This is a genomic window from Exiguobacterium sp. AB2 (assembly GCF_000696055.1).
Taxonomy (GTDB): domain Bacteria; phylum Bacillota; class Bacilli; order Exiguobacteriales; family Exiguobacteriaceae; genus Exiguobacterium; species Exiguobacterium alkaliphilum.
Genome location: NZ_JNAA01000108.1, coordinates 123,189 through 148,976, shown reverse-complemented (window position 1 = coordinate 148,976; position 25,788 = coordinate 123,189). Strand labels below are relative to the sequence as shown.

At 54.1% G+C, this 25,788-nt stretch carries 22 protein-coding genes and 1 pseudogene; 5 read left to right on the top strand and 18 right to left on the bottom strand.

Going from position 1 to position 25,788, the window contains the following annotated elements:
• Positions 1 to 20: 20 nt before the first annotated feature.
• The 5 genes from hemW to lepA all read right to left on the bottom strand — a co-directional run bounded on the left by hemW (position 21) and on the right by lepA (position 6,594).
• Entirely contained in the window at positions 21 to 1,178 is a 1,158-nt protein-coding gene (gene hemW, locus DI14_RS13420; protein ID WP_034809399.1) for a radical SAM family heme chaperone HemW, read from the bottom strand.
• Between the two features lie 67 nt (positions 1,179 to 1,245).
• On the bottom strand, positions 1,246 to 2,430 hold the full coding sequence (locus DI14_RS13415) for a DUF1015 domain-containing protein (protein WP_034809396.1): 1,185 nt from the start codon (positions 2,428 to 2,430) through the stop codon (positions 1,246 to 1,248).
• A 12-nt stretch (positions 2,431 to 2,442) separates the two neighbouring features.
• The gene (locus tag DI14_RS13410; protein ID WP_034809393.1) at positions 2,443 to 3,606 is read right to left on the bottom strand and encodes a phosphoglycerate dehydrogenase; all 1,164 of its coding nucleotides are present in this window, start codon (positions 3,604 to 3,606) and stop codon (positions 2,443 to 2,445) included.
• Positions 3,593 to 4,663, bottom strand: a complete 1,071-nt coding sequence (gene serC, locus DI14_RS13405; RefSeq protein ID WP_034809390.1) for a 3-phosphoserine/phosphohydroxythreonine transaminase — start codon at positions 4,661 to 4,663, stop codon at positions 3,593 to 3,595. The genes DI14_RS13410 and serC overlap by 14 nt, the downstream gene beginning before the upstream one ends.
• 107 nt (positions 4,664 to 4,770) lie before the next feature.
• Positions 4,771 to 6,594 (bottom strand): translation elongation factor 4, encoded by a 1,824-nt coding sequence (gene lepA / locus DI14_RS13400; RefSeq protein ID WP_034809388.1) that lies wholly within the window; start codon positions 6,592 to 6,594, stop codon positions 4,771 to 4,773.
• Positions 6,595 to 6,813: 219 nt separating this feature from the next.
• On the opposite strand from lepA, the gene rpsT reads away from it, so the two are divergent.
• Positions 6,814 to 7,074: a 30S ribosomal protein S20 gene (rpsT, locus tag DI14_RS13395; RefSeq protein WP_021065661.1), complete on the top strand. Its 261-nt coding sequence runs from the start codon at positions 6,814 to 6,816 to the stop codon at positions 7,072 to 7,074.
• Positions 7,075 to 7,104: 30 nt separating this feature from the next.
• Here rpsT and DI14_RS13390 read toward each other — a convergent pair whose 3' ends face one another.
• Complete coding sequence (locus DI14_RS13390; protein ID WP_034809385.1) at positions 7,105 to 7,539, bottom strand: GNAT family N-acetyltransferase; 435 nt, start codon at positions 7,537 to 7,539, stop codon at positions 7,105 to 7,107.
• A gap of 9 nt (positions 7,540 to 7,548) precedes the next feature.
• Entirely contained in the window at positions 7,549 to 8,559 is a 1,011-nt protein-coding gene (gene holA, locus DI14_RS13385) for a DNA polymerase III subunit delta (protein WP_235193477.1), read from the bottom strand.
• A gap of 91 nt (positions 8,560 to 8,650) precedes the next feature.
• On the opposite strand from holA, the gene DI14_RS15290 reads away from it, so the two are divergent.
• Positions 8,651 to 8,815 (top strand): YqzM family protein, encoded by a 165-nt coding sequence (locus DI14_RS15290; protein ID WP_024371416.1) that lies wholly within the window; start codon positions 8,651 to 8,653, stop codon positions 8,813 to 8,815.
• Positions 8,816 to 8,868: 53 nt separating this feature from the next.
• On the opposite strand, the gene DI14_RS13375 is transcribed toward DI14_RS15290, so the two are convergent.
• The 7 genes and pseudogenes from DI14_RS13375 to DI14_RS13345 form a co-directional block, all read right to left on the bottom strand.
• The gene (locus tag DI14_RS13375) at positions 8,869 to 11,001 is read right to left on the bottom strand and encodes a DNA internalization-related competence protein ComEC/Rec2 (RefSeq protein ID WP_034809381.1); all 2,133 of its coding nucleotides are present in this window, start codon (positions 10,999 to 11,001) and stop codon (positions 8,869 to 8,871) included.
• 1 nt (position 11,002) lies between these two features.
• On the bottom strand, positions 11,003 to 11,572 hold the full coding sequence (locus tag DI14_RS13370; RefSeq protein WP_034809378.1) for a ComEA family DNA-binding protein: 570 nt from the start codon (positions 11,570 to 11,572) through the stop codon (positions 11,003 to 11,005).
• 159 nt (positions 11,573 to 11,731) lie between these two features.
• Positions 11,732 to 13,372, bottom strand: coding sequence for a methyl-accepting chemotaxis protein (locus DI14_RS13365; protein WP_034809376.1), 1,641 nt, complete (start codon positions 13,370 to 13,372; stop codon positions 11,732 to 11,734).
• On the bottom strand, positions 13,369 to 14,340 hold the full coding sequence (locus DI14_RS13360; RefSeq protein ID WP_034809373.1) for a BMP family protein: 972 nt from the start codon (positions 14,338 to 14,340) through the stop codon (positions 13,369 to 13,371). The genes DI14_RS13365 and DI14_RS13360 overlap by 4 nt, the downstream gene beginning before the upstream one ends.
• A 143-nt stretch (positions 14,341 to 14,483) precedes the next feature.
• Positions 14,484 to 16,001, bottom strand: a pseudogene (locus tag DI14_RS13355) (SPFH domain-containing protein).
• Positions 16,002 to 16,526 carry an NfeD family protein gene (locus tag DI14_RS13350; protein WP_034809371.1) on the bottom strand — a complete coding sequence of 175 codons (525 nt, stop codon included), beginning with the start codon at positions 16,524 to 16,526 and terminating at the stop codon, positions 16,002 to 16,004.
• Complete coding sequence (locus tag DI14_RS13345) at positions 16,526 to 16,927, bottom strand: hypothetical protein (protein WP_034809370.1); 402 nt, start codon at positions 16,925 to 16,927, stop codon at positions 16,526 to 16,528. The genes DI14_RS13350 and DI14_RS13345 overlap by 1 nt, the downstream gene beginning before the upstream one ends.
• Before the next feature lie 125 nt (positions 16,928 to 17,052).
• Between DI14_RS13345 and rnhC the strand changes: the two genes are divergently transcribed.
• From rnhC to DI14_RS13330, 3 genes are all read left to right on the top strand, one after another.
• Positions 17,053 to 17,961, top strand: a complete 909-nt coding sequence (gene rnhC, locus DI14_RS13340) for a ribonuclease HIII (protein WP_034809369.1) — start codon at positions 17,053 to 17,055, stop codon at positions 17,959 to 17,961.
• Positions 17,962 to 18,032: 71 nt separating this feature from the next.
• Positions 18,033 to 18,845, top strand: a complete 813-nt coding sequence (locus DI14_RS13335) for an alpha/beta fold hydrolase (RefSeq protein ID WP_034809367.1) — start codon at positions 18,033 to 18,035, stop codon at positions 18,843 to 18,845.
• 345 nt (positions 18,846 to 19,190) lie between these two features.
• Positions 19,191 to 20,213, top strand: a complete 1,023-nt coding sequence (locus DI14_RS13330) for a PTS transporter subunit IIC (protein WP_034809365.1) — start codon at positions 19,191 to 19,193, stop codon at positions 20,211 to 20,213.
• Between the two features lie 40 nt (positions 20,214 to 20,253).
• Here the strand turns inward: DI14_RS13330 and pheT are convergent, their stop codons facing one another.
• The 4 genes from pheT to DI14_RS13310 form a co-directional block, all read right to left on the bottom strand.
• Positions 20,254 to 22,626, bottom strand: a complete 2,373-nt coding sequence (pheT, locus tag DI14_RS13325) for a phenylalanine--tRNA ligase subunit beta (RefSeq protein WP_034809363.1) — start codon at positions 22,624 to 22,626, stop codon at positions 20,254 to 20,256.
• A gap of 12 nt (positions 22,627 to 22,638) precedes the next feature.
• Positions 22,639 to 23,661: a phenylalanine--tRNA ligase subunit alpha gene (gene pheS, locus DI14_RS13320; RefSeq protein WP_034809360.1), complete on the bottom strand. Its 1,023-nt coding sequence runs from the start codon at positions 23,659 to 23,661 to the stop codon at positions 22,639 to 22,641.
• 297 nt (positions 23,662 to 23,958) lie between these two features.
• On the bottom strand, positions 23,959 to 24,705 hold the full coding sequence (locus DI14_RS13315) for an RNA methyltransferase (RefSeq protein WP_034809359.1): 747 nt from the start codon (positions 24,703 to 24,705) through the stop codon (positions 23,959 to 23,961).
• Between the two features lies 1 nt (position 24,706).
• A complete protein-coding gene (locus DI14_RS13310; RefSeq protein WP_034809358.1) occupies positions 24,707 to 25,786 on the bottom strand; it encodes a M42 family metallopeptidase in 1,080 nt (359 codons plus the stop codon).
• Between the last annotated feature and the right edge of the window lie 2 nt (positions 25,787 to 25,788).

Below are 25,788 nucleotides of genomic sequence, written 5' to 3'. Positions count from 1 at the left end.
TCCCTTTTTGTATGCGCAATTTACTGAACCGCATCAGAGTCGACACGGGCCTCGCCGATAAAGGCGGCGAACGCCTCGTTCGCGAGCGGCAGACCGGACTCGGTCAGCCGGACGTGCGTGTCCGTCAGTTCAATCAACTGTTTTGCCACGAGATCATCGAGGACGTGGCCGAACGCCGAAGCCATCGACACGCCATATTTCGACTCGAACGTCTCAAACGCCACACCGGAACGCATGCGAAGACCGAGGAAAAGCTCCTCTTCCATCTTCTCGACCGTCTCGAGCGGCGTCGTATTGCGAACCGGTAACCCTTCCGCTTTAATATAGTGCGGGATGGGTGCGATGTTCGCCCGCCGTTCCCCGTTCAAATAACTGTGCGCCCCGGCACCGAAGCCATAATACTCTTCATTGCGCCAATACACTTGGTTGTGCCGGCTCTCCCGTCCTTCGAGGCTATAGTTCGAGATTTCGTATTGTTTCAACCCGCGTCGTTCGAGCGTCTCCATCACTTTCAAATACATCGCGACTTCGATATCCTCACCCGGAAGGCGCAGCTTCCCTTTTCGCTCTTGAATCGCGAACACGGTATGTGGCTCTAAAATGAGCGAGTAGGAAGAGACGTGTTGAATCGGCAGCTGGAACGCCAAGTCCAAATCGCGCTCGATTTGTTCGAGCGTCTGTTCCGGGAGCCCGAACATGAGGTCGATGGATATGTTATCGAACCGTTTCGCCGCTTCGTTGACGGTGTGGAACACGTCATCGGCCCGGTGTGTCCGGCCGATCCGTTCCAACCCGCCGTCATCGAACGTCTGGACGCCGAAACTGAGGCGATTGACGCCGCCTCGCTTCATCGTATCGAGTTTCTCGGTACTGACGAAGTTCGGGTTCGCCTCGACCGAGTATTCAAGATTCGGAGACGCGAGCGGGAGCAGATGACGTTCGACCATGTCCATGAGTCGTTTCATCTGCGCCTCATTGAGCGCGGTCGGTTTCCCGCCGCCGATAAAAATCGTCTCGATCGTATCGGTCGGATATTGAACGAGCGATAGTTCGATCTCTCGTTCAAGTGCATCTAAATAGTCATCAACCGGTTGGTTCTTCAAGAACACCTTGTTGAAATCGCAGTAATAACAAATATGTTCACAAAATGGAATGTGAAGATATACGGCTTTAGCCATGAGCGGCCACCCCTTTCTTCTCTTTCCATTTATAACGTTTTTTGCGCCGCGATGCCACTATGCGTGTTCAGTCAAAGCGATGGATGAATAGCCCGCTCTTCAGTTTCGGCTCGAACCACGTCGATTTCGGCGGCATTTGGCCCGCTTCGTCCGCGACGCGCATCAGTTCTTCCATCGCCGTGGCGTGGCACGTCAGGATGACGACGTCCTGTCGCCTAGCTAACGCTTCGAGGCGCTCAATCGCGTCTTTTCCACCGACAAAATCGATGCGTTCATCCGTCCGAACATCCTCGACTCGGAAGTACGGCTCGAGGATGTCTCGTTGAAGCGTCGCGACGGCTAACGCCTCGACGTCTTGTCGCTTCGTCAACTTGTAATGCTTGTCTCGAAAAGCCAAACCGAACATCGCACTCTCGGTCGGGACGAATACATTTTCTGCGGCTTCAATCTCGTAACTAAAGGAGAGGCCGTCTAGTAGCGCCGCGACTTCTTCAGGTGCCACATCGTGCAAAACGCGATGGTACGGCAAAATCGTCAGCTCATCGCTCGGGAACAAGACGCCGAGGAAGTGGTCCCGTTCTTGTTTGGACTCTCCTTCATGAAGCGGGCTCCGGGCGACGACGGCTGCAGCCTTGGCACGGTGATGTCCATCGGCGATATAGATGGCCGGAATGTTGGCCCCGAGCATGATGACGCGTGCTTGATGCTTCGATGGCACGGCGTAGCCTTCATGGACGACACCTTGACTGTCCGTGAAGGCAAACAACGGCTCCCTGGTCGTCGCGTCGTCTAGGATGCGACGCAACCCTTCGTCCGGCGCGTGGCTCATCAAAATCGGGCCGGTGTGCGCTTTCGTCGCCGAAACGTGCTCGACGCGTTCGCGTTCTTTTACGGCACGCGTGTGCTCATGAATCTTGATGCGACCTGCCTCATAATCTGCCACTGAGAACGTGGCGACGAGCCCTGTCTGGACACGCCCTTGATCGGTGAGCCGATACACATAAAATCCGTTCGTCCGTTCGGTCAACTCGCTCTCGTAAAGCCGCTCGAGCTCATGACGGGCTCGTTGTCCCCACGCCTCGAGCGGCATGTCCGCCATGAACAGTTCTGGTTTATCGACCGCAAGAAACGAATCGGGACGCTGTTCGACGTCAAGACGCGCCTGTTCGACGCTGACGATATCGTACGGGTCGGCGGCGACGTTCTCGGGATGTTTCGGCATGTATGGGGCAAACGGTTTGAATACGACCATGGTCATTCCTCCTCAAAATTCACGGACGCGCATGACGCCCTCGATCTCATAAAGCGTGTGGACCGACAGTTTCTCGTTCTGGTGATTATCGATATCAATTAACGTATATGCCACGTCCCCTCGACTCCGGTTCACCATGTTGTCGATGTTGATTCCGTTCTCAGCGAGTCGGCTCGCGATTTGGCCGACCATGTTCGGGACGTTTAGGTGGAGAACGGCCAGACGTCGCTTGCCGATGTACGGCAGTTCGGTGTCCGGAAAGTTCGCCGAGTGGCGGATGTTGCCGGTCTCCAAATACGATTTCAACGTGTCGACCGCCTGGACGGCACAGTTCACTTCCGACTCTTTCGTCGACGCCCCGAGATGTGGGAATGCGACAATCCGCGGATGTCCGAGAAGCTGTTGTTTCGGGAAGTCGGTGATGTACGTCTCGACGTTCCCATCGAGCGCGTCCAACAAGTCGGAATCGTTCACGAGCTCACCGCGCGCAAAGTTCAACACGGTCGTTCTCGGCTTCATTTGATTGAACCATGAGGCGTCGATGATGCCACGTGTATCTGCCGTGAGCGGCATATGGATGGACAACAGGTCGATATCGGCGAGCAGTTCGCTCACGTGCCGCGCCCGTTTCACTTGCTTGGAGACGTTCCACGCCCCATCGACCGATAGATGCGGGTCGTATCCGACGACGTCGACACCGAGCTGAATCAAGTCGCTCGCGAGCGCCGAGCCGATTGCCCCGAGGCCGACGATGCCGACTTTCTTACCTCGAAGCTCCGCCCCGACGAACTTACGTTTTTCGTCTTCCATCGCCCGCTCTAGGAGCGTCTGGCTGTTGAACGTATGCTCGTTGACCCAACGCACGCCTTGTAAGATTGGCCGGACCGACAAAAGCATGCTCGCGAGCACGAGTTCTTTCACCGCGTTCGCATTCGCTCCCGGGGTGTGAAACACGACGACGCCTTGACGGGCCAGCCGTTCGAGCGGCAAGTTGTTCACCCCGGCTCCAGCGCGGGCGATAGCGAGCAGGTAAGGCGGAATCTCCGCCTCGTGCACGTCATGGCTCCGGATGACCCAGGCGTCCGCCTGCTCCGACGCATTGAGGGCATATTCGCTCGGTTCGAAGCGATTGAGTCCTTCCTGTGCGATTTGATTATACGTTTTAATATGAAACATCGTGTCCCCCCTGTTCAAACTCTTGCATCGTTTCAATCAAGCGATTGACGCCTTCGAGCGGCATCGCATTGTATAGGCTCGCCCGCAACCCGCCGACCGACCGGTGGCCGCCGAGTTCAATCAACCCGCGCATTTCTGCAAACTTCCGGAACGCCTCGTCCGTGACGTCATCCCCCGTCGTGAACGGGATGTTCGTCAACGAGCGGCACGTCGTATCGGTCACAATCGGACGGAACAACGATGACGTATCGAGCGCGTGATACAATCGCTCGCTCTTCTCGCGGTTGCGGCGCTCCATCTCCGAAACGCCCCCCTCCGCTTCAATCCAAGCGAGGACCCGTTCGGCGACATAGAGACTGAACGTCGCCGGGGTGTTCAAGAGCGTATCGACGTGTTTGCTGTAAGCGAGATATGACGGCAGGTCACGTTCGACAATCAAATCGCGACGGATGACGACGAGCGTCAACCCGGCCGGCCCGATGTTCTTCTGGGCACCGGCGTAGATGAGGCCGAAGCGCTCGACGTCAATCGCTTCCGCCAGAATGTTGGACGAGACGTCGGCGACAAGCGGGACGTTCGTCTCAGGAAGCGCGGTGTAGCGGGTACCTTCAATCGTGTTGTTCAACGTTAAATGAAGATAGTCGACGTCTTGAATCGATTCCGGCCAAACTGGAATCGTCCCATACGTTGTTGCCGTCGAACTGCCCGCAAGGACGACATCACCGAACCGGCTTGCGTCTTGAATCGCCTTCTTCGACCACGTCCCGCTGTCGAGATAGGCGAAGCGGCCCGATTTGCCCAGATTCATCGGGACCATCGAGAACTGAAGCGTCGCCCCACCTTGAAGGAACAGGACGGCGTACGTGTCTGGAATGTGCATCAAACGGCGAAGCCGGTGCTCGAGTTCCCTTGCCACTTCGATGAATGCCGAAGAACGATGGCTCATCTCGACGATCGAGACGCCGCTTTCTTTATAGGAAAGAAGTTGTGATTGTACTTCTTCCAACACCGGTGCGGGCAACATCCCCGGACCGGCTGAAAAATTATAAGTCGGCACTGCTTCTCCTCCTCTATTTTTCTGTAAGTGGGTACTATTCCGTATCGCCTTCCCCATATCCTGCCAAATCAAAAAAATCGCCCTTATCGTTTGATAAGGGCGAACGGTTATTCTTCGTCCATCGACAAGACAGACATGAACGCTTCTTGCGGCACTTCGACAGATCCAACCATCTTCATGCGCTTTTTACCTTCTTTTTGCTTCTCAAGAAGCTTCCGCTTCCGCGAGATGTCCCCGCCGTAACATTTCGCGAGGACGTTCTTGCGGAGCGCCTTGATCGTCGAACGGGCGACAATCTTCGTCCCGACCGCTGCTTGGACCGGTACCTCGAACTGCATCCGCGGGATGAGCGCCTTCAACTTCTCGACGATGACTTTCCCACGCTCGTACGCGAAATCGCGGTGAACGATAAAGCTGAGTGCATCGACGACTTCGTTGTTCAAAAGGATGTCCATCTTGACGAGGCGTGACGGACGATAGCCGATCAATTCGTAATCGAGCGAGGCATAGCCTTTCGTGCTCGACTTCAACTGATCGAAGAAGTCGTAGACAATTTCACTCAATGGAATCTCGTACGTGATTTTGACGCGTGTCGTGTCGATATACTGCATATCGATGAACGTCCCACGTTTCTTCTGGCAGAGCTCCATGATGGCGCCGACATAGTCGTTCGGCGTCATGATGGCCGCTTTGACGTACGGCTCTTCAATCGTCTCGATCTTTTGTTGTTCTGGCATCTTCGATGGGTTATCGACGTGGATGACGTCGCCTGACGTCGTCGTGACGTGATAAATAACCGACGGTGCCGTCGTAATCAAGTCGATCCCGAACTCTCGCTCAATCCGCTCTTGGATGATTTCCATGTGGAGCATGCCGAGGAAACCGCTACGGAAACCGAAACCGAGTGCCTGTGACGTCTCGGGCTCAAATTCGAGTGCCGCATCCGACAATTGGAGGCGCTCGAGCGCTTCACGTAAATCGTTATACTTCGCCGCATCGATCGGATAAAGACCGCAGTACACCATCGGGTTCATCTTCCGATAACCTGGGAGTTGATCCGTCGCTGGGTTTTTCGCGAGTGTGATCGTGTCACCGACGCGAACGTCGCCGACCGTCTTGATCGACGCTGACAATGTCCCAACGTCTCCGACGTTCAACTCTTTCACCGACACCGGTTTTGGGGTCGAGACGCCGAGGTCTGTGACTTCGAACGATTTACCGGTCGACATCATTTGCACCTTGTCTCCGACTTTGACCGAACCGTTGACGATTCGGATCGAGGCGACGACACCGCGATAGGCGTCATAGTACGAGTCGAAGATGAGGGCTTGAAGCGGCGCGGACGGATCGCCCGTCGGTGCCGGGACGAGCTCGACAATTTGCTCGAGAATCTCTTCAATCCCGATCCCGGCTTTCGCTGAAGCCGGTACGGCATCACTCGCGTCAAGACCAATCACGTCCTCAATCTCTTGGCGCACGCGCTCGACGTCGGCTGACGGCAAATCAATTTTGTTGATGACCGGGATGATTTCAAGGTCGTTATCTAATGCGAGGTAGACGTTCGCGAGCGTCTGTGCTTCGATTCCTTGGGCCGCGTCCACGACGAGGACGGCCCCTTCACACGCCGCGAGCGAGCGTGATACTTCATACGTGAAATCGACGTGGCCCGGTGTATCGATCAAATGAAGGATATACTCTTCCCCGTCTTTAGCCGTATAGTTCAACTTGACGGCGTTTAACTTGATCGTGATACCGCGCTCACGTTCAAGGTCCATCGCATCAAGCGTCTGTTCTTTCATCTCGCGCGCCGTGAGCGCACCCGTCTTCTCAAGAATCCGGTCAGCGAGCGTCGACTTTCCATGATCGATGTGAGCGATGATGGAAAAGTTGCGAATCTTCTTCTGACGATTCTCTAATTCTTTGTTGTTCATATATGGGTTCACCTATCCTTCTCATGCATACCGTGTCATTATATCAAAATCTTAAGTGTATGTGTACGACCTACTACAACAATACCACATATAGTTTTCAGAATAATCATCAAGTGGTTGCTTTTCAAATAAGCGTTTGCTACAATTGTGCTTGTTCTGTTGAATGATTACTTGAAGTAATGAGAACATACACTTTCTTGTTTCAGGAGGTGACAAACAATGGCAAACATCAAATCAGCAATCAAACGTGCAAAAACTTCTGAAAAGCGTCGCGTCGCAAACTCGCAAGAGAAAGCAGCAATGCGTACAGCAGTAAAACGTGTTGACGCTCTCGTACTCGAAGGAAACAAAGAAGCTGCTCAAGAAGCTTTCGTCCTCGCTACGAAGAAAATCGACAAAGCTGCAGCAAAAGGTCTTATCCACCAAAACAAAGCTGGCCGTGACAAATCACGTCTCGCAGCTCGCATCGCAGCTCTCTAATTAGAGATCAAACCGGAACAGCCGCCTCCATCAGGAGCCGGCTGTTTTTTCGTATACCATGACGTAATGCGTCCCAATCCCGGGAATTTCGAACGGCTCACCGACGACGACGAGGCCGTTCCGTTCATAGAAGCGCACGGCGACTTCGCGGGCGTTGCACCACCACGAGTCGTTGACCGTTTCGTGCAGCGCCTGTAAAAACGACGAGCCGATCCCTTGCCCGGCGGAGGCCGGGTCGGTCGCCATCCCCCGCAGTTGGTACGGCACTGTCTTCCCGTCGACGTCACGCCCTGCTTCCATCACGGTCGCGATCGACAACACCTGACCGTCCTCGACCCAAGCGAAATGGCGTGTCGTCTCGTTATCATCCCCTTCAAAATAACACGTCTCCCGCATCTGACCCGGTCTGAGCACTTCATGCCTGAGCGGAATCACATCTTCAAGTTCCACTTGTCGTAAACTCATTTTCTCACCTCACACGAGCGTCAACTGACAGACGAGCGTATCGAAGACGATTTGTTTATCGCCACGACCGGTCTTCATCGACTCATCTGCATCGGCAATCATCGTCAGCGCCGCGGCGAGCTGCGCCTCCGTGAAGTTCCGGCTCGCTTGCCCGGCCAGCTTCACTGTGTACGGATGTGCCCCAATCTTTGACGCGATTTGTTTTTCCCCATATCCTTTTTCCGTCAGCTGCTTCGTCAAATACATGTTCCGGTACTGACGGGCGAGAAGCGACAAGAGCCCAATCAACTCCTGACCTTGTTTCTCTAAATCACGGACGAGCCGTAGCGCCGCGTCGGCACGCCGGGCGACTAAAAATTCGGACAGTTGGAACACGTTGTCTTCAAGCGTTCGAGGGACGAGATCGTTGACGATTTCGAGCGGGATCTCGCTACCATCACTCGCATACAGTTGCAACTTCTCGAGCTCGCGTACGAGTTTCCCCCAATCATCATGGCATAAGAACAAAAGTCGCTCGACGGTCGAGCGGTCCATCTTTTGCCCACGTCGATTCAGTTCGTCACCGACGTAACGCATCAGCTCCGTCTGGCTCGGCTTTTTCGCCTCGAGGACGATGGCCCGTTCTTTTAAGCGCTTGACGACTTTTTTACGCTCATCGAGTTTTTCTGTCTCGATGATGAAGACGAGCACGGCGTACGGTGCCGGCTGCAACAAATATTCCGTCAACCGTTCGACATTTTGCTTTTGTTTCTCTTTCGCGCCGGTCAAAAACTGGGCGTTTTTCACGACGACCGTCCGATAATCGCTGAAGAACGGGACCGTCTCCGCCTCGTCGAGTGCCGTATCGAGCGCCGTCTCTTGTAAGTCGAGTCGCATCACGTCGAACTGGTCGCCGGACGGGTTGGCCGCCTTGACGATTTCTTTCTCCCACGAATCGAGCAGATACTTCTCCGTCCCGAACAAGACGTACACGTTGGCTACTTTGCCGTTATGGAGCCAGGGTTCATTCAAAACACACACCACTTTCACAATTTATTCTTATCTAAAACATAGATTATCCTTCAACGATTCGCTATACTTAGGACGGAACCATTTCAAGGAGGGACTCACTATGCATATTAACTCTGTTCGCCCACCAAGCGAAAACCCGTTTGAGAACGATGTCCAATGCAAACGAAACGATGCCATCGATTCAGCGATCGGCTTCATCGTACCGTTCGGCTTTTTCTTCACGCTATTCGCGATTGGCGTCCTCATCAAGTTCTTAAGCTTATAAGCTACGAAACGATTGCCCCGGGGGAGCAATCGTTTTTTAGTTTATCATACATTTCATCGACTGACCTTCGTTTCCACGATCCCTCGGCAAGCGTCACGTTCACATACGATCATCCCGTCCTCATCCGTCCGTAGCACGCGCCTGCCGACAAGTCGCGCCAAGACGTCTGGATGCGGATGCCCGTAACGGTTGTTCCTGCCGACGCTCGCCACGACCCATTCCGGATCGATCCGGTTTACTAGTGCCTCGCTCGACGACGTGTCCGAGCCATGATGGCCGAGTTTGAACACATCAACGTCGACATTCGGGAGAGCGGCTTCCCCCGCTTCCGGTAAGTCACCCGTCAACAAGTACGTCATCCCACCGACCGTTAAATAGGCCGAGACAGAATTGGCATTCTCATCTGCCTTACGCTCCGAAGGACTGACGATCCAAAACCATGGATAGGGACGGTCCCCGGCCCGGACGAAACGGACCGGGACATTTTTTTGCGCAAGTTTAGATAACAATTCGCCTCGTTTCTCCATATCGGCCGCTTCGGCCGCTAACCACACTTCTTTTACTTGAATCAAATCAAGTAACCCGTCCAACCCGCCAATGTGATCGTGATCGGCATGGGTGAGCAATAAAAAGTCGATTTCTCGTTCGCCCCGCTTCCATAAGTACGGCGCGACGACATCTGCGCCTGGGTCAAACGTCGAGCGTTTTTTCTCCGAAGGGTCATGATACACCCCACCGACATCAATCAAACCGGTGAGGCCGTGCGTCTCGACGACGATCGCATCTCCTTGCCCGACGTCTAAAAACGTGACGCGCCCTTCTTCTTTCAATTCGGACGCCAAGGCGACAGCACTGAGTGTGAGCAACGCGATTCCCCAACCAATCAATTGGCGCCGCTCGAGAAAGAGAAGTCCAATCCATAATCCGATGGCGAGAAGGAACGAGCCCCAAACGGTCAGCTCATGGAGCGGGAGCCACGGTTTGACCTGATTGTGTAGCGTGAACGTCCCATGTAGCCCGTCGAGTACCGGATGAAGTAACGGTTCATATAACGGTACGAGATACGCCAAAAAACCGAGAGGAATCATCACCCACGAGAAGAGAATGGCCACAATTACGTTATAGAACGGAGCCGCGATCGAGATGACCGGTTGCACGTTCCATAACAAAATCAAACCAATCCATTGGGCATAAATTGCCAGACTGAGCACGTTCGTCCATTGCGAACGGGTCACAATCAAAAAGAGCGTCATCCCGACCGTGAGTTGAAACCCAAGATTAAATAACAAGTATGGTTGAAGTGCGAGTAATGCCGCCGCGCACCAACTTAAAAGACGCATCGGGTCACGGACCGAATAACCGAATAGTGAGAAGACGAGTACCATGTCGGCGACGAGGACGGCGCGCGCGACCGGCGGTGAAAAGCCGGTCAACCAGCCGAACGCCGTCACAATCAAGACGATGAGGAGGATCTTCGTCTCTCGATGGAACGGGAGAGGAGATAGTAGCCATTTGAACGCGAGGACGAGCATGGCGATGTGTGACCCCGAAATGACGAGCAGATGCAACAGCCCCGTGACCCGATACGAAAACGAGGTTTCTTCATCCAACAATCGTCCTTCTCCAAACAAAAGCGCCTCCATATACAACGCAACATCGGCCCGATACGTCGACTCGATGCGTGCCAATTGTCTCTCTTTGAACCGAAGCATCGCCCCGTCCAAGCCTGCCGTCGGACGACAGGCGTGAACGGTGACTTGTCTTCCCTTGAATGAAAGGCCTGCCCCTTTCGCCCACGCCATTTCATCGAACCCGCCGACGTTTCGGAGCGGTGCGAACGCATCCGGCTCGAACGTGACGAGACACGTCTCTCCCGGACGGCCGAGCGCCACATCACGTCCGACTAAAACCCCGTTCGCCCCTGACGTCTCGCCATACAATCGGACGGAACGACCATTGTCACGCCGGCTCTCGATTGAGAACAACACGTCTTCTCCTCCTGAGATGACCGGTGGCTCGTCATGCCAAAAAATGATCAAGGCGAGACAACCTGCGCCGATATACGTGCCAACTGACTGGCCTCGACATGTCGCAAGCAAAAAGAGGAACAGCACGAAGCCGACGAGGACGAAGCCTTGGGTACAAGCGATGAGGACACTGATTGGAAGTAGCGGAAAAATCGGCATCTTACGGGACCAGCAGGTAGCCCTTCATGTTTTCTAACGTCTTCTCACCGAAACCTTTCACGTTCCGAAGTTCTTCATAGGACTTGAACGGACCATGTTCTTTCAAATAATTTAATATCGCCTCGGCTTTAGCCGGTCCGATCCCCGGGACCGTCATCAATTCCTCTTTCGTCGCACTGTTGACGTGGACCCCGTTCGTTTCAGTCTCGGTCGTCTCCGGTGCGACCTCGAGAAGCTCGCCTTTTTTCGGCACCGTGATCTTTGACCCATCGACGAGCAGTTGGGCCAAGTTCAACTGTTCGGGCTCGGCGTCAGCAGTCAACACGGCAAGCGTCAGGACGTCACCGACCCTTGCCCCAGGCGGCATCTCATATACATCCGGTGAGACGACGGCACCTGTCACATAGACGACGACTCTTCCTGTTGCCGGCTCTGCTTGAACCGACTCTTCCGCTTTCAGTTCGATTTGTTCGACCATCGGTGTCTCCGGCTGTTTCGACGCGAACATGTAGCCGACCGCCATGAATAAAGCCACAACCAGCCCGATGACGTAACGTTTCCATTTTTCCATCTCGCTTCCTCCTATCGACACCTTCTGGTCTATAGTATGCGCCCGAATCATCTACCGCTCATCTAGGGCTATCTCCTCGATTCAGTCGCTTGCTTGTCCGTTGTACCGTCCGACTCGTCCTGTTTTCCCATAAAAAAAAGAGACAAGCCGAAACTTGTCTCAATCGTTTTGAAAATGTTGGACTTGATCGGCAAGTGCCGCTGCCTGTCCTTCGAGTTCTTGCATCAACGCGAAAATTTGGTCAAAGCTCGCCTGTTGTTCTTTCATCGAGGCGGCCACTTCTTCATTTCCGGCGGCAAGCTCTTCAGTCACCCCGCTCACTTCTTCGACCCGCTTCAACACGTTCGTCACTTCGCTACTCGAGGCCAGCATTTCTCGCTCGATCGTATGGACGAATGCGGCGACATGGTCTGTCCGATCATGAATCCGCGTGAACGCTTGTTTCGTCAAGCCGAACGCTTGGAGTTGGGCCGTCTGTTCTTGACTCGCTTCTTCGACCGTCTGTTTCAATCGCTCCACTTCTTCATGAATCGATTGGACGACACTAAAGATCGAGCGTGTCGCCACGTTACTCTCTTCAGCTAACTTCTTCACTTCGCTCGCGACGACGGCGAAACCGCGTCCTGCTTCGCCGGCACGGGCCGCTTCAATCGCCGCGTTCAACGCGAGTAAGTTCGTTTGGGCGGCAACGTCTTCGACGAGTTTCGCCATCCGTTCAATCTCGTCCGTGTTTCGCGCAAACGCATCCATCCGTTTGACGAGCGTGTCATTCCGTTCGCTCGAGCGTTGTAAAATCCGCTCTTGGTCGATCAGCGTTTCAATCCCGTCTTGGACTTCACGCGTCATCGCGCTCGTCTCTTCTGTCGTCTGGCGCGTCTGTTGGAGGCTCGTCTCGAACGAGGCCGCCATGATGCCGACCGACTCGAGCGTCTCCTGTAGTTCGGTCGCAATCGATTGGGCACCGTTCGCCATCTCATCGACCGCGTTCGTGATGTTTGACGTCGTGCTGACGACCGCCTCGTTCTCGGTCGCGGCCGTCTCGGTCATCGCGTTGACTTGCATCGAGGTGACCCGGATTGACCCGATCACCGTTTGAAGGGAGACCGTCATATGTTGCATCGCTCGTTCAAGACGCCCGATCTCGTCTCGTCTCGTCGACTCGGGCAATGAAATCAGTCGACCAGAAGCGATGGCTTCGGCTGCCTCGACGGTCTGCTCGAGCGGACGCGTGATGGAACGGGCAAAGAAGAAGTTGTACACCCCGAGCGCTACGATGACAAAAGCCGTCAGCACGATCGAAATGATAAACAGTTGTTTCGTCTCTTGTGCCGCCTCACGCTGAAGCGCTTCGTAGAAGGCCCCATTCTTCAAGAGTAGCGTGTTCACATCGTTCAATAATCCTTCGAGCTTGGCTGCTTGAATCCGGGCTGCAATCCCGCCGGCCTCCGCCTCGACGTTCTCACCGATGCGCGCGTACTTTGCTGTCGCCCGTTCCAAATGTTCGTTGAACGCCGGAATTAAATACGTACGTTCTAGCGTCTCAAACGTGGCCACGTTGTTTTCGCGGATGCGTGTTAACTGATTCAACGTCGCCGGGCTCATCTGCTCGCCAAGTGATGTCCAAAGTGACTGTTCTTGAAGGAGGGACGTCTCGAGTTGAGACAACTCAATCATTTGTGAGCCGTACTGTTCGTTATACGTTTGCAATCGATTTAACGTCGCCAAGACGTAACTCATCATCAAGACGATCAAAACGACCGTAAACACCGTTGACACAATAAATCGTTTTCGTAAACTCATTGTTGTTTGCCCTCCAGTAGCCGTTTCTCGAATGCGTCAAAGCGTTCCCGTTCCTCGTCGCTCCACTGGACGCGACGAAGTGCGGCAAGACCGACCCCGCCCTCCTCGAGACCAAGCGTGAGATGTTCGCTGAAGGCTTCCTCTTGAACGTTATCCGCGATGGCGACGATGGCTAAGTCCACTTGTTTTAACATCGACGTGATGACCGCATCCGGGGCAATCATCGATTGATCGCTATCGACCCCGATGGCCTTCACGCCGTTCGCTTGCGCGGTCTGTAAGACACCGACACCGGTCAATCCTGCCGCCGCATATAAGACGTCGGCTCCTGCCTCGATCTGTTTCTCGGCCAACTGCTCTCCGATTTCAGGCGAGGCAAAGTCATTCGCATAATCGACAATGAGTTCGACGTCGGCGTTTACCGCTTTCGCTCCGAGTAGGAAGCCGGTCGAGAACTTTTGAATCAACTCGTTGTCCACGCCGCCGACAAATCCGATTTTTCCTGTCTCTGTCTCAAGACCTGCCACCGCACCGGCCAACGCGCTCCCTTCTACTTCTTCAAACGTTACGGACATCACGTTCGGTAACGTCGAAACGGCGTCAATCAAGGCGAACTGTTGGTCTGGATGATTGGCAGCCACTTTCTCTAAATCTTCTTGGCATGCGAAGCCGAGCCCGATGATGACATCGTGCCCTGCAGCGACAAGCTGTTCAAAACCAGCTTCATATGTTTTTGTTTCTTCAAGCTCACGGTAATCGACGTACCATTCCCCTGTTTCTCGCAATTGGCCCATGCCTCGCATGGCGGCGTCGCTAAACGATTGGTCCCCGAGACCGACGTCTGATAAGACGACACCCATTGACTGTCGCTCCTCAATGGCGGCCTCTGGTTTGTCGATGACAGATTGACAGGCCGACAACCACAAGACGCTTGCGGTCATCAAACCGAGTATGACTCCTTTTTTCATATGACTCTTCCTCTCTCTATTGGTCTGACATCTCCCTTATCGACACAATTCGACTCGGCTTGAAGTCAATCTGTTTGAAAGTTAGGGAAATCTTACAAACCATGAAAAAAGGTTGCAGACGATTTCGTCTGCAACCTTTTGTCTTATTCTTCTGTCGCGGCAATGGTCTCAGTGAGTTTGCGCTCCGGCACCTCTCCGGTCGGCACGTTGCCCTTTCCGACGAAGTTATCGAGCAGATCTTTCATGTCGATTCCTGACGAGGCTTTAAGCGTCTGTTGGAGCGACGCCATCAAGTCGGTCGCATAACCGGTCACTTTGCCGGCGCCTCCGTCTTTTCCACTTCCAGTATCAACAACGGTGATTTGATCGATGTTCCCAAGCGGCGCTGCAATCTGCTTCGCGTAATCCGGGAGCATCTTGACGACCATATCGAGAATGGCTGCTTGGCCATATTGTTCGAATGCTTCGGCGATTTTTTGTTTCGCTTCCGCTTCGGCGAGACCTGTCTAGCGGATGATTTCGGCTTCCGCTTCCCCTTTCGCCCGCTCCGAGTCGGCTTCGGCGACACCGGCGAGTCGAACGCGTTCTGCGTCGGCTTTCGCTTCGGCCTCGATGCGGTACTTCTCGGCATCGGCTGAGGCAATTTGACGGGCTTTATCCGCTTCCGCTGACTGCTCGATCGCATAGCGATCGGCGTCGGCTTTCTTCTTCACTTCCGAGTCATATTGTTTCTCACGACGCATAATTTCTTTTTCTTCGAGTTCGATTTGCTTCTGACGCTCGATGATTTGAACTTGCATTTGTTGCTCGGTGACTTCTTGTTTCGCTCGCGCTTCTTCAAGCTCATACGCTTGGTCGGCACGGGCTTTGGCGACGTCTTGCTCACGACGGTACGCCGCGATGCGGAGCTGGTTCTCTTTCTCGGCTTCTGCGATTTCTGAGGCCCGCTCGAGCTCGGCTTTCTTCGCGTCTTTCATCGCTTCGGCTTGCTTGATGCGCGTCTCTTTATCTGCCTCGGCTGTCGCGATGTCTGCATCCCGTTTAACTTGGGCGATTCGCGGTTTTCCGAGTGACTCGAGATAGCCGTTCTTGTCACGAACGTCTTTAATCGTGAACGAGACGATGACGAGACCCATCTTCGCTAAGTCTTGTGAAGCGACACGTTGGACTTCTTGTGAGAACTTGTCCCGGTTCTTGTAAATCTCTTCGACCGTCATCGAACCAAGGATGGAGCGGAGGTGACCTTCGAGTACTTCTTTCGCCTCGTTCTCACGCTCGATTTTTGGTTTGCCGAGGAATTGCTCGGCCGCCGTGGCGATTTCACTGATTGAGCCACCGATTTTAATGATGGCCGTTCCGTCCGCCATGACCGGGACACCTTGTTCCGTATAAACTTCCGGTGTTGTGACTTCAAGCTTGCTCGAGAGAAGGCTGAGCGGTTCTGCCTGTTGGAAGACAGGTAACACGAACGTACCGCCACCACGGATGATTTTGACCCGGTTGCCCGAGGCGTCGCTATGGACATTTTTCTTTCCTAAGTAACTTCCGGTGACGATTAGCGCCTCATCCGGTCCGACCGTACGGTACTTTAATACGAATACAAAAATCAGGGAAAGAATGATCACCCCGACGATAATACTTGCAAGGATGACTGTATCCATCTATCCATTCTCCTTCCGGATTGTCGGTTCGTCGTATTCCATGACGACCGCAATGTTTCGTTCTACTTCAATGATGACAACGCGACGGTCTGCCGAGATGGCTTTCCCGTCAATGCTTTGCGCCGTCTTTAATACGGAGCCGGTCACCGATTCGACGAGCACTTCTCCATATCCACCTTCGGGCACAGGGACGGTCAACCGGCCGACGAGGCCGATGAGTGACTCATCGGTCATCCCGATAGATTCCTCCGCATTCGAGAGTGGCAATAAGACGAATAAGTAAAGAAGCGTCGTCAAGGCGAACGAACCGACAAGGGCGACGGCGAGCCCAATCATCGGCGAGACGTGCGCGAGTGCATTCAAAATGAGACCGATTCCCGCCCCGAGTGCCAAGAACGAAAGGATGACGGCCGGATTGAACCAGCCTTCAAACAAATCGAACGCATCCGAGAACAGCATATAAACGAACGTCCCGAGCCCCGCGATGATGAGGACCCACCAATATAGTTGATCGATCGACTCCATTACCACCCCTCCTCGCTTCGGCGTTCATGCTCGTAGGCGAGCACGCGGCGCAAATGCTCGACTTCAAGCGCGAGCGCCCGTTCAATCGTGTCCCATTCCGAGAGCGGACGGGTCGGTTGCTCAACAGATTGACGGACGCGCCCTAACGTCTGCTCGAACCGCAATCGATCGTAGCGATCGACGGCCTCCACACGCTCTTGCCGCAGCAACGTCAAATAATGATCGACTTCCGCCTGCAACGTAATGATTTGCTCTGCCGTCGTCTCCGACGACTCCTGCATGAGTAGACGACGCACCCGCACTTGATGGGCCACTAGTTTGGCGATTCTCGATTCTAACTCGAGAATTTGTTTATAGAGGGATTCCGCCTCATCTTGCTCCGTGTCATCGCGCCACCACATTTTCGCCTCACCTCATTTCACTTCTACTCGACTCACTGTTTCATACGGAAAAGCCGGTGCACTGGTTTCAAAATATACAAAAAAAATGTAAAATTAATTTGCGAGAGAGAAAGGAAGTGCTCCTGTTGGGCAATCAAGTCATCAAATTATCGATTGAGGCGCAAAACGCCTTAATCGAGCGTTATTCACCCTACGCGGTCAATCCGCCACCTTACGCGAAATTCAGTGCGAAAACACCTTCGTGCGTGATTACCGTTTACAATTCGGGTAAAGTCATGTTCCAAGGCCAGACGGCTGAAACGGAGGCAGCAAAATGGGGAACGCCGGAGGCGAAAAAAGTAGCGGCTGCCTCGACACTACCAGACGGTTTTTCAAATTGGTCGGTCGTCGGCAGTGACGAAGTCGGAAAAGGGGACTATTTCGGTCCGCTCGTCATCGTCGCCGCTTACGTTCCGAAAGAGAAAATCGACCTCGTCAAAGAACTAGGCGTCAAAGACTCGAAACAATTGTCCGACACCGACATCAAGCGGATTGCCCGTGATTTACATGTGACGATTCCGTATCAGAAGGCGACGCTCCATAACCCGATGTACAATAAGATGCAAAAGACGATGACGCAAGGGAAGATGACGGCCATCGCCCATAACGCCGCCTTGTCGGCCCTTCTCGAAAAACTCGAGGAGAAGCCGGATGCGATTTTAATCGATCAGTTCACGGAAAAGAACGTCTATTACAAGCATCTGAGCCATGAGCGAAACATCGTCAATGCTGACGTCTATTTCTCGACGAAAGCGGAAGGGTTACACGTCGCCGTCGCAGCCGCCTCGATTTTGGCACGTGCGTTTTTCTTGAAAGAAATGGATCAATTGAGTCAAACCGTCGGCCTCACGTTGCCCAAAGGAGCGGGAGCCAAAGTCGACCAAGTCGCCGCCTCGCTCATTAAACGTGATGGTGTCGAACGGTTGAATAACATCGCCAAAGTTCATTTCGCCAACACGAAGAAGGCGCTGCGCTTGAGCGAGTTGAAACGATAGTGCTTCCAAGCGACATATGGTATATTATTTTTATGGTTTAATGAACTTAAAATTTTTGGAGGATAGCGTTCATGTTGCATTATAAAACGTACACATTAAGCGACGATCATCCTTGGGTCATCTTCATTCATGGCGCCGGGGGGAGCCTGTCTCACTGGTATCGTCAAATCCGACCGTTTAAAAAGAAATATAATGTCCTGTTGCTCGACTTGCGTGGCCACGGCGGATCTTATGATGCCGAGCAGTCGTTGACGCAACCGCTCAACGCGTATACGCTCGACGTCGTCGTCGAGGACGTGGTCGAAGTGATGGACCACTTGAACATCGAAAAAGGCCATATGGTCGGCCTATCGCTCGGAACAATCGTCATTCAAGCGATGTTCGAACATCACCCGGAGCGAATCGCATCGGTCGTGCTCGGGGGCGCGATCGTCAAATTCAACGTTCGATCGACGTTGTTGATTCGTCTCGGTAGCCTCGTGCAAAACTTCGTCCCTTATATGTGGCTCTATCAACTGTTCGCCTGGATTTTATTGCCGAAAAAACGTCATAAGAAATCACGTATGATGTTCGTCCGTGACGCGGCTAACCTGTGTCAACGTGAATTCATTCGATGGTTCAAGATGACTGAAAACATGAATCCGTTGCTCCGACATTTCTCATCGATTCAAACGGCCGTCCCGATTCTTTATGTGATGGGGGATGAGGATTACATGTTCCTCGAAGCTGTCGAACGTACGGCGAAACACCAACCGACGGCGAACGTTCATGTCGTCGAGGATTCTGGTCACGTCGTCAACGTCGATCAGCCGGATATCTTTAACACCGTCTCGATGAATTTTATTGATGAACAAGTTGGCTTGCTTACGGCCAGCACCTCATAACGCTATGTATGGCGAATGGTAGCGCTCTCAATTCGGGAGCTGCTACCTCTTTTTATTTTATCGTTCCAATTTTTTTCAAATTAATTTTCAGAAAATATTGATTATTGAAAAATGTCATGTTACTCTAAGACAAATCTTAGCAAAACGGAGGAGCGAAACGCCATGCATACACAGACACAACACGGCCTGCTGATTATTATTCGACGAAGGGACTGAAAATCGACTCGTAAACCGAGACGAATTTTTGGGCCCTTGTTTCGATGGATTCGGACGAGGTGCTCACCGTGAACCACTTGCGCCTATCCCATTCGGATAGGTTTTTTTATTGGAAAACAGACAGAGGAGATGATGGAAGTGAAACAGTACGCAATGGATCGAATGATTAAAATATCAGCCGGGATGGCAAGCGCCGTCCTCGTCACGCTCGGGGTCGGTCTCTTGATTGAGACGATTGGAAACATGACAGGGCTCGGCATGCTCGTCACGATTGGCCAAGTCGCCAAGTCACTTCTCGCCCCGGCGCTCGGCGCCGGTGTCGCCTATCAACTCGGTGGCAACACGCTCATTTTATTCAGTTCGATGATTGCGGCAACCGTCGGCGGGGCTGCCCTCCAACCGACCGAGAGTGGACTCGTCCTCGTCCCGGGACAACCGATCAGCGCTTTGATTGCAGCGGCTGCGGCTGTTTGGATTGGGAAACGCGTTCTTGGAAAGACAAAGTTTGACATGATGGTCGTCCCGGTTTCCGCCGTTCTCGGTGGCGGGATCGTCGGGGTCGGTGCAGCGGCCGTCACGACGCCGCTCATCAATACCATCAGCACAAGCATCACCGCATCGGTCAACACGTCGCCGATTGCCACATCACTCGTCATCGCGCTCGTCTTTAGTGTCATGCTCATGTCGCCGGCATCATCTGCTGCGCTCGCCATCGCGCTTCAACTCGACCCTGTCGCGAGTGCGGCCGCCTTGATTGGATGTACAGCCCAGTTCGTCGGGTTCACGCTCATGGCTTATCGTCAAACCGACCCAGGCGGTTTGGTCGCATCGTTCTTTGTTACACCGAAAGTCCAGTTCCCGAACGTCGTCAAAAACCCTCGGGTCGTCATGCCACCCTTTATCGCGGCGATGGTTAGCGCCCCGATTGCGACGCTCTGGTTCTCGCTCGAAGTCCCGTACGAGATTGCCGGTCTCGGTTTGAACTCGATGATCGCCCCACTCAATATCTTGGCGGCTCAAGGCGCCGAGGCGTTCGCCATCTTCGTCGGCACAGGCGTCGTGCTCCCTGCTGTCATCACGTTCCTTCTTTATAAAGTGACTTGCCTCGTCGGTTGGACGAAGTTCGGTGACTTGGCGCTCGAAGTGCAATAAAAAACTGCGATTCCTAAGCTTAGGAATCGCAGTTTTTGCGTTAAGCGCGAACGTCGGCGCCGTGTGTCGCTTTGACGGCGGCGATGATCGCCTCATACGACGCTGTCACTTCTTCATCTTGAAGCGTGCGCGTCGGATCTTGATATTTAAGTGAAAAGGCGAGCGATTTCTCATCGTTCCCAACGTTTTCACCTGTATAGACATCGAACAAGGCGAGGTCAATCAAGAGCGGACCGGCCGCTTGTTTCATCGTCGCCTCAACGTGACCGGCTGGGATGTCTCGGTTTAAGACGAGTGCCAAGTCTCGCGTGATGGACGGGTAACGTGGCACGTCTTCATAAATCGCTGTCGCTTCCGTATCGAACGCTTGGACATCGAGTTCGAAGACATAGACTTCTTTTAAACCGTAGATGTCTTTCGATACACCTGGATGCACTTGACCGACATAGCCGACGACCTCTCCGTCGACGAGGACGTTCGCCGTGCGGCCCGGATGCATGTCCGGAATCGAAGCGGCTTCATACGTGACTTCGGTGCGAAGCGTCTGTGCCAACGTGTCGACAATCCCTTTCGCGACGAAATAGTCGACCGGGACGCGTGTGCCTTGTGAACGATGGTCGTACCAAAGGCCTGTCACGACAGCGGCCACACGTTCTGTCTCGAGCGGTAACGTCTCCCCGACGTTCACATATACGCGTCCCGTTTCGTACAAGCCAACGTTCGCTTGTTGACGGGCCGTGTTATGTCGCACCGCTTCAAGGAGTCCTGGGACGAGTGATGTCCGAAGCACGGTACGTTCTTCACTCATCGGCATCGCCAATTGTACTTTTGTCGCCGATTCGCCGCCGAAGCGTGATGCGTGTGCCTCACTCGTCAACGAGTACGTAATCGCTTGCGATAGCCCTGCACCTTGGAGGATGCGGCGCACACGACGGCGCAAGACGTTGACATGCGGCAAGTAACCTTTCGTCGTCGAGGCCGGCAGTTTCGACGGTAGGCTGTCGTAACCGAACAGACGAGCAACTTCTTCTGTCACGTCCGCCGGTAGCTCGAGGTCGGGACGACGGGACGGGACGCGTACCGTCAACAGTTCGTCGCCTTCGACGTCAAGGCCGAGGCGGTTCAAAATCGAGACAATCGTCTCCCGGTCGAGCTCCATACCGAGACGTTCATTGATGTAGGCAACCGATACGTCAATCGTCCGTTCGGCCGACAGGATATCCCCGGACGTCACGGCGTCACTGACGGTCCCACCGCTGATCGACTGAATCAATTGCGCAGCCCGGTCGAGCGCACGCATGACACGCTCAGGGTCGACGCCTTTCTCGAAACGAGCGCTCGAATCGGAACGAAGCCCGAGCACACGACTCGTCTTCCGCACCGAGGCTGGAACGAAATAAGCGGATTCGAGCACGACACTCGTCGTCGTCGCGTCGACTTCGGTGCTCGCACCACCCATGACACCGGCGATGGCGACCGGCGCATTCCCGTCCGTAATGACCATCATCGATTCATCGAGCGTCCGTGTCACATCGTCAAGCGTCACAATCGTCTCGCCGTCGTGTGCTTGACGGACGCCGATGGCTCGGCCGAGCTTCGACGCATCGAACGCGTGGAGCGGCTGACCGAGTTCGAGCATGACATAGTTCGTCACGTCGACGACGTTGTTGATTGGGCGCACGCCCTCTGCGATCAAGACGTTCTTCAACCATTGGGGCGAGTCCTCGATTTTGACCCCATCCACGCGTCGCGTCGCGTAATACGGGCAGTTGTCTGTCTCAAGTGAGACCGTGACGTCATTTTGACCAGTTGCCGCGACGTCCGTGTCCGGTAACGTGTACGGACGCTCCAAAATCGCTGCGACTTCGTGAATGATGCCATAGAGGCTGAGACAGTCCGAACGGTTCGGCGTCAAGCCGAGTTCGAGCACCTCATCATCGAGGTCAAGGAGACTGACGACGTCCGCACCGACTTCGACCGCTTCACGGAACGTATGGATTCCGTCTTGTTCGTCTTCGCGGATTTGCTTCTTCTCGAATCCGAGTTCCTCGAGCGAACAAATCATTCCGTGTGACTCGACGCCGCGCAGTTTGGCCTTCTTGATTTTCAAGCCAGGTAGCGTCGCACCGACCGTTGCGACGATGACGTGTTGACCGGCCGCGACGTTCGGGGCGCCACAGACGATTTGAGCCGTGTCACCACCGATGTCGACTGTCGTCACGTTCAACTTATCCGCTTCCGGATGCTTTTCGCACGTCAAGACGCGTCCGACGACGAGACCGCTCAATCCCTCGGCCCGATTCGTCACGCCTTCCACTTCAATCCCATTCTTTGTAATCAAATCGGCGAGCTGTTGCCCGCTCAAATCCGAGACGTCGATATATTGATTCAACCATTTTTTTGATAGTAACATGTGTGGTCCCCCTTAGAATTGCTCGATGAAGCGTAAGTCGTTTGTATAGAAGTGACGAATGTCGTCGACGCCGTGTTTGAGCATCGCCATCCGCTCGACACCGATGCCGAACGCGAAACCGGACATTTTCGTCGAATCGTAGCCCGCCATTTCGAGCACGCGTGGATGTACCATGCCGGCGCCCAAGATTTCAATCCAGCCAGTCCCTTTGCAGACGTTACAGCCTTTTCCGCCACACTTGAAACACGAAATATCGACTTCGACCGACGGCTCTGTGAACGGGAAGAAGCTTGGACGGAGACGAATCTCACGCGTCTCACCGAACAGTTGCTTGACGAACGCCTCGAGCGTCCCTTTCAAGTCGGCCATCGAGATGTGTTCATCGACGACGAGCCCTTCGATTTGCAAGAATTGGTGCGAATGGGTCGCGTCGTCCTCATCCCGACGATACACTTTCCCCGGGCAGATGATGCGAATCGGTTCACCGTTTGCGAGTAACATCGTCCGTGCCTGAACCGGAGACGTATGCGTCCGGAGTAACGTCTCGTCCGTGATGTAGAACGAGTCTTGCATGTCGCGGGCCGGATGGTCTTTTGGAAGATTGAGCATCTCGAAGTTATACAAGTCCGTCTCGACTTCTGGTCCTTCGGCAATCGTGTAGCCGAGCCCGACGAACAAGTCTTCCATCTCGTCGACGATTTGCTGGAGTAGATGCGTGTGCCCCGGGAGCGATGTACGTCCTGGTAACGTCACATCGATGGCCTCAGCGGCGAGTTTTGCTTCAAGCTCTGTCGCCTTCACCGACTCGATGCGTGTCTCGAGCGCTTCTTGGATTGCGGCGCGTACCGTGTTCGCAAGGTCGCCGACGATCGGGCGTTCTTTCGGTGAGAGCTTGCCCATGCCGCGTAACACCTCGGTCATTGGTCCTTTCTTTCCTAAGTACTTGATGCGGACTTCGTTCAACGCCTTTTGTGTCGAGGCGACCTCAATCTCTTGAATGGCTTCCTGTTGTAACGCTTGTAATTGTTCTTTCATTAATAATTCCTCCTCTACAAAAAAAGTCCCTTCAGTCATTGACTGAAGGGACGAATCATCGCGGTACCACCCTACTTGGCCCGAAGGCCCACTTGAGAGCATCGGTATCGAGATGCCAACCCGGTGTTGTCTCCAACACGACTCCAGAGTGAATTCGGCGCCGCCCGAGGCGTCGGCTTCCAATCACGGCCGATGCTCCCTGTACTCGTTCGGTAGTTCGCGTACTATGCTCTTTCAACGTCTATCGTATATCGTTCAATATAATTAACCTATCATGAAACAGAATTGCTGACAAGATTAACGTAAGGCGATCCGGTACATGAGAATCCCAGCCGCGACCGCCGCGTTCAGCGACTCGGCGTCGCCGAGCATCGGAATGTGCACCCGGGTGTCACAGAGGGCAAGGACGTCCGCATGGACACCTTGGGCTTCGTTCCCGATGACAAGCGCGACGCGGTCCCCAAAATCGATTTGGTCGTACGACTTGGCTTTTTCGAGCGCCGTCCCGTATACGTGGAACCCGTCACTTTTCAATCCCGGTAACGTCTCAAGTAAATCGACCGTGCGCACGTTCACGTGGAACAGTGAACCTTGCGTCGCCCGGACCGCCTTGGCGTTGTAGGGGTCGACCGTCCCTTTGCCGAGCAATACCGTATCGAACCCGGCGGCGTCTGCCGTCCGAATCATCGTCCCGAGGTTACCGGGGTCTTGAATCCGATCGAGGACGAGCACGTGTTTCATCTTCCGTTCGACCGGAGACATGTTGACGACCGCGAACACGCCTTGCGTCTTCTCCGTCTCAGACAAGATGTCCGCCACGTGATCAGAGAGCTCGAGGACGGGCATCTGATCAAGACGCCACGAACGCTTCGGCGTGTATGATTCGCCGACAATGAGCTGCACGAGCCGACCTGCACGAATCGCCTCGTCAACCAAATGCTCGCCTTCGACAAGGAACTGGCCGGACTCTTGTCTGCCTTTTTTCGTCATCAAGCGTTTCAATCGTTTAATCGTCTCGCTTTTCGTTGACGTGATTTTCGTCATATTATCCCTCTTTCAGCCATTGGACCGTCTTGTCGTCCAACCGTTTTGTGAGTGCGACGACGAGTTCGACGGCCGCCTCATAATCCGCTTTATGGATAATCGAGACGTTCGTATGCAAGTAACGGACCGGTACCGTGAGCGCGACCGCAGGCATCCCGATTCCAGATAAGTGGAAACGGCCTGCGTCCGTTCCGCCGCCTGGCGTCAAGTCGAGTTGATACTTGATGTCGTTTTCCTTCGCGACATCTACAATCAAGTCGATGAGTCGTGGGTTCGTGATGGTCGTCGCATCAAAGAAAATCACTTGAACCCCTTCGCCTAGCTTAGACAATCCTTCGGCAGCCGTCATGCCTGGCGTGTCACCCGGGATACCCGTGTCGACCGCGATGGCGACGTCCGGCTTGAGCATGTTGGCTGCCGTGACGGCACCACGCAATCCGACTTCTTCTTGAACGGTCGCGCCGGTGAAGACGACACCTGGGGCCTGATCTTCTTTTAATCGCTTCGCCGCCTCAATGGCGATGGCACAGCCGATTCGGTTATCCCACGCCTTGGCCATCAAGAAGTCTTCATTCTTCATGACCGTGAACTCGCAATGCGGCACGACCGTATCACCCGGACGAATGCCCCATTCCGCTACTTGCTCTTTTGACGTCGCCCCGATATCTAAGAACATGTCTTTGATCTCGACCGGTTTCTTCCGGGCTTCCATCGGCAAGACGTGCGGTGGTTTCGCCCCAATGACGCCAGGAATCTTTTCCCCAGAGCGCGTCACGACGTCCATCCGCTGGGCGAGCAGCACTTGATTCCACCAGCCCCCGAGCGCTTGGAAGCGAAGGAACCCGCCTTCTTCAATCCGTGTGACCATGAAACCGACTTCATCCATGTGGCCGGCAATCATGACACGTGGGCCATCGGCGTCTCCGGTCACACGACCGAACAAGCTACCGAGGCCGTCTTGTTCGAACGACTCGACGTGCGGTTCGAGGTATTCGCGCATGAGACTTCGCACTTCCCCTTCGTTCCCTGGTACGCCTGTCGCATCAGTCAATCGTTTCAACATATGTAAGGATTCATTCATCT

Bases quoted from the DNA above. Each gene is read 5' to 3' on its own strand.
- DI14_RS15290 (WP_024371416.1), top strand. From the start codon at position 8,651: ATGCATATTAACTCTGTTCGCCCACCAAGCGAAAACCCGTTTGAGAAC.
- DI14_RS13310 (WP_034809358.1), bottom strand. From the start codon at position 25,786: ATGAATGAATCCTTACATATGTTGAAACGATTGACTGATGCGACAGGC.
- DI14_RS13365 (WP_034809376.1), bottom strand. From the start codon at position 13,372: ATGAGTTTACGAAAACGATTTATTGTGTCAACGGTGTTTACGGTCGTT.
- hemW (WP_034809399.1), bottom strand. From the start codon at position 1,178: ATGGCTAAAGCCGTATATCTTCACATTCCATTTTGTGAACATATTTGT.
- lepA (WP_034809388.1), bottom strand. From the start codon at position 6,594: ATGAACAACAAAGAATTAGAGAATCGTCAGAAGAAGATTCGCAACTTT.
- DI14_RS13315 (WP_034809359.1), bottom strand. From the start codon at position 24,705: ATGACGAAAATCACGTCAACGAAAAGCGAGACGATTAAACGATTGAAA.
- DI14_RS13360 (WP_034809373.1), bottom strand. From the start codon at position 14,340: ATGAAAAAAGGAGTCATACTCGGTTTGATGACCGCAAGCGTCTTGTGG.
- DI14_RS13335 (WP_034809367.1), top strand. From the start codon at position 18,033: ATGTTGCATTATAAAACGTACACATTAAGCGACGATCATCCTTGGGTC.
- pheS (WP_034809360.1), bottom strand. From the start codon at position 23,661: ATGAAAGAACAATTACAAGCGTTACAACAGGAAGCCATTCAAGAGATT.
- DI14_RS13350 (WP_034809371.1), bottom strand. From the start codon at position 16,526: ATGGAGTCGATCGATCAACTATATTGGTGGGTCCTCATCATCGCGGGG.
- DI14_RS13390 (WP_034809385.1), bottom strand. From the start codon at position 7,539: ATGAGTTTACGACAAGTGGAACTTGAAGATGTGATTCCGCTCAGGCAT.
- DI14_RS13370 (WP_034809378.1), bottom strand. From the start codon at position 11,572: ATGGAAAAATGGAAACGTTACGTCATCGGGCTGGTTGTGGCTTTATTC.
- DI14_RS13375 (WP_034809381.1), bottom strand. From the start codon at position 11,001: ATGCCGATTTTTCCGCTACTTCCAATCAGTGTCCTCATCGCTTGTACC.
- DI14_RS13345 (WP_034809370.1), bottom strand. From the start codon at position 16,927: ATGTGGTGGCGCGATGACACGGAGCAAGATGAGGCGGAATCCCTCTAT.
- rpsT (WP_021065661.1), top strand. From the start codon at position 6,814: ATGGCAAACATCAAATCAGCAATCAAACGTGCAAAAACTTCTGAAAAG.
- pheT (WP_034809363.1), bottom strand. From the start codon at position 22,626: ATGTTACTATCAAAAAAATGGTTGAATCAATATATCGACGTCTCGGAT.
- DI14_RS13410 (WP_034809393.1), bottom strand. From the start codon at position 3,606: ATGTTTCATATTAAAACGTATAATCAAATCGCACAGGAAGGACTCAAT.
- DI14_RS13330 (WP_034809365.1), top strand. From the start codon at position 19,191: ATGATGGAAGTGAAACAGTACGCAATGGATCGAATGATTAAAATATCA.
- DI14_RS13415 (WP_034809396.1), bottom strand. From the start codon at position 2,430: ATGGTCGTATTCAAACCGTTTGCCCCATACATGCCGAAACATCCCGAG.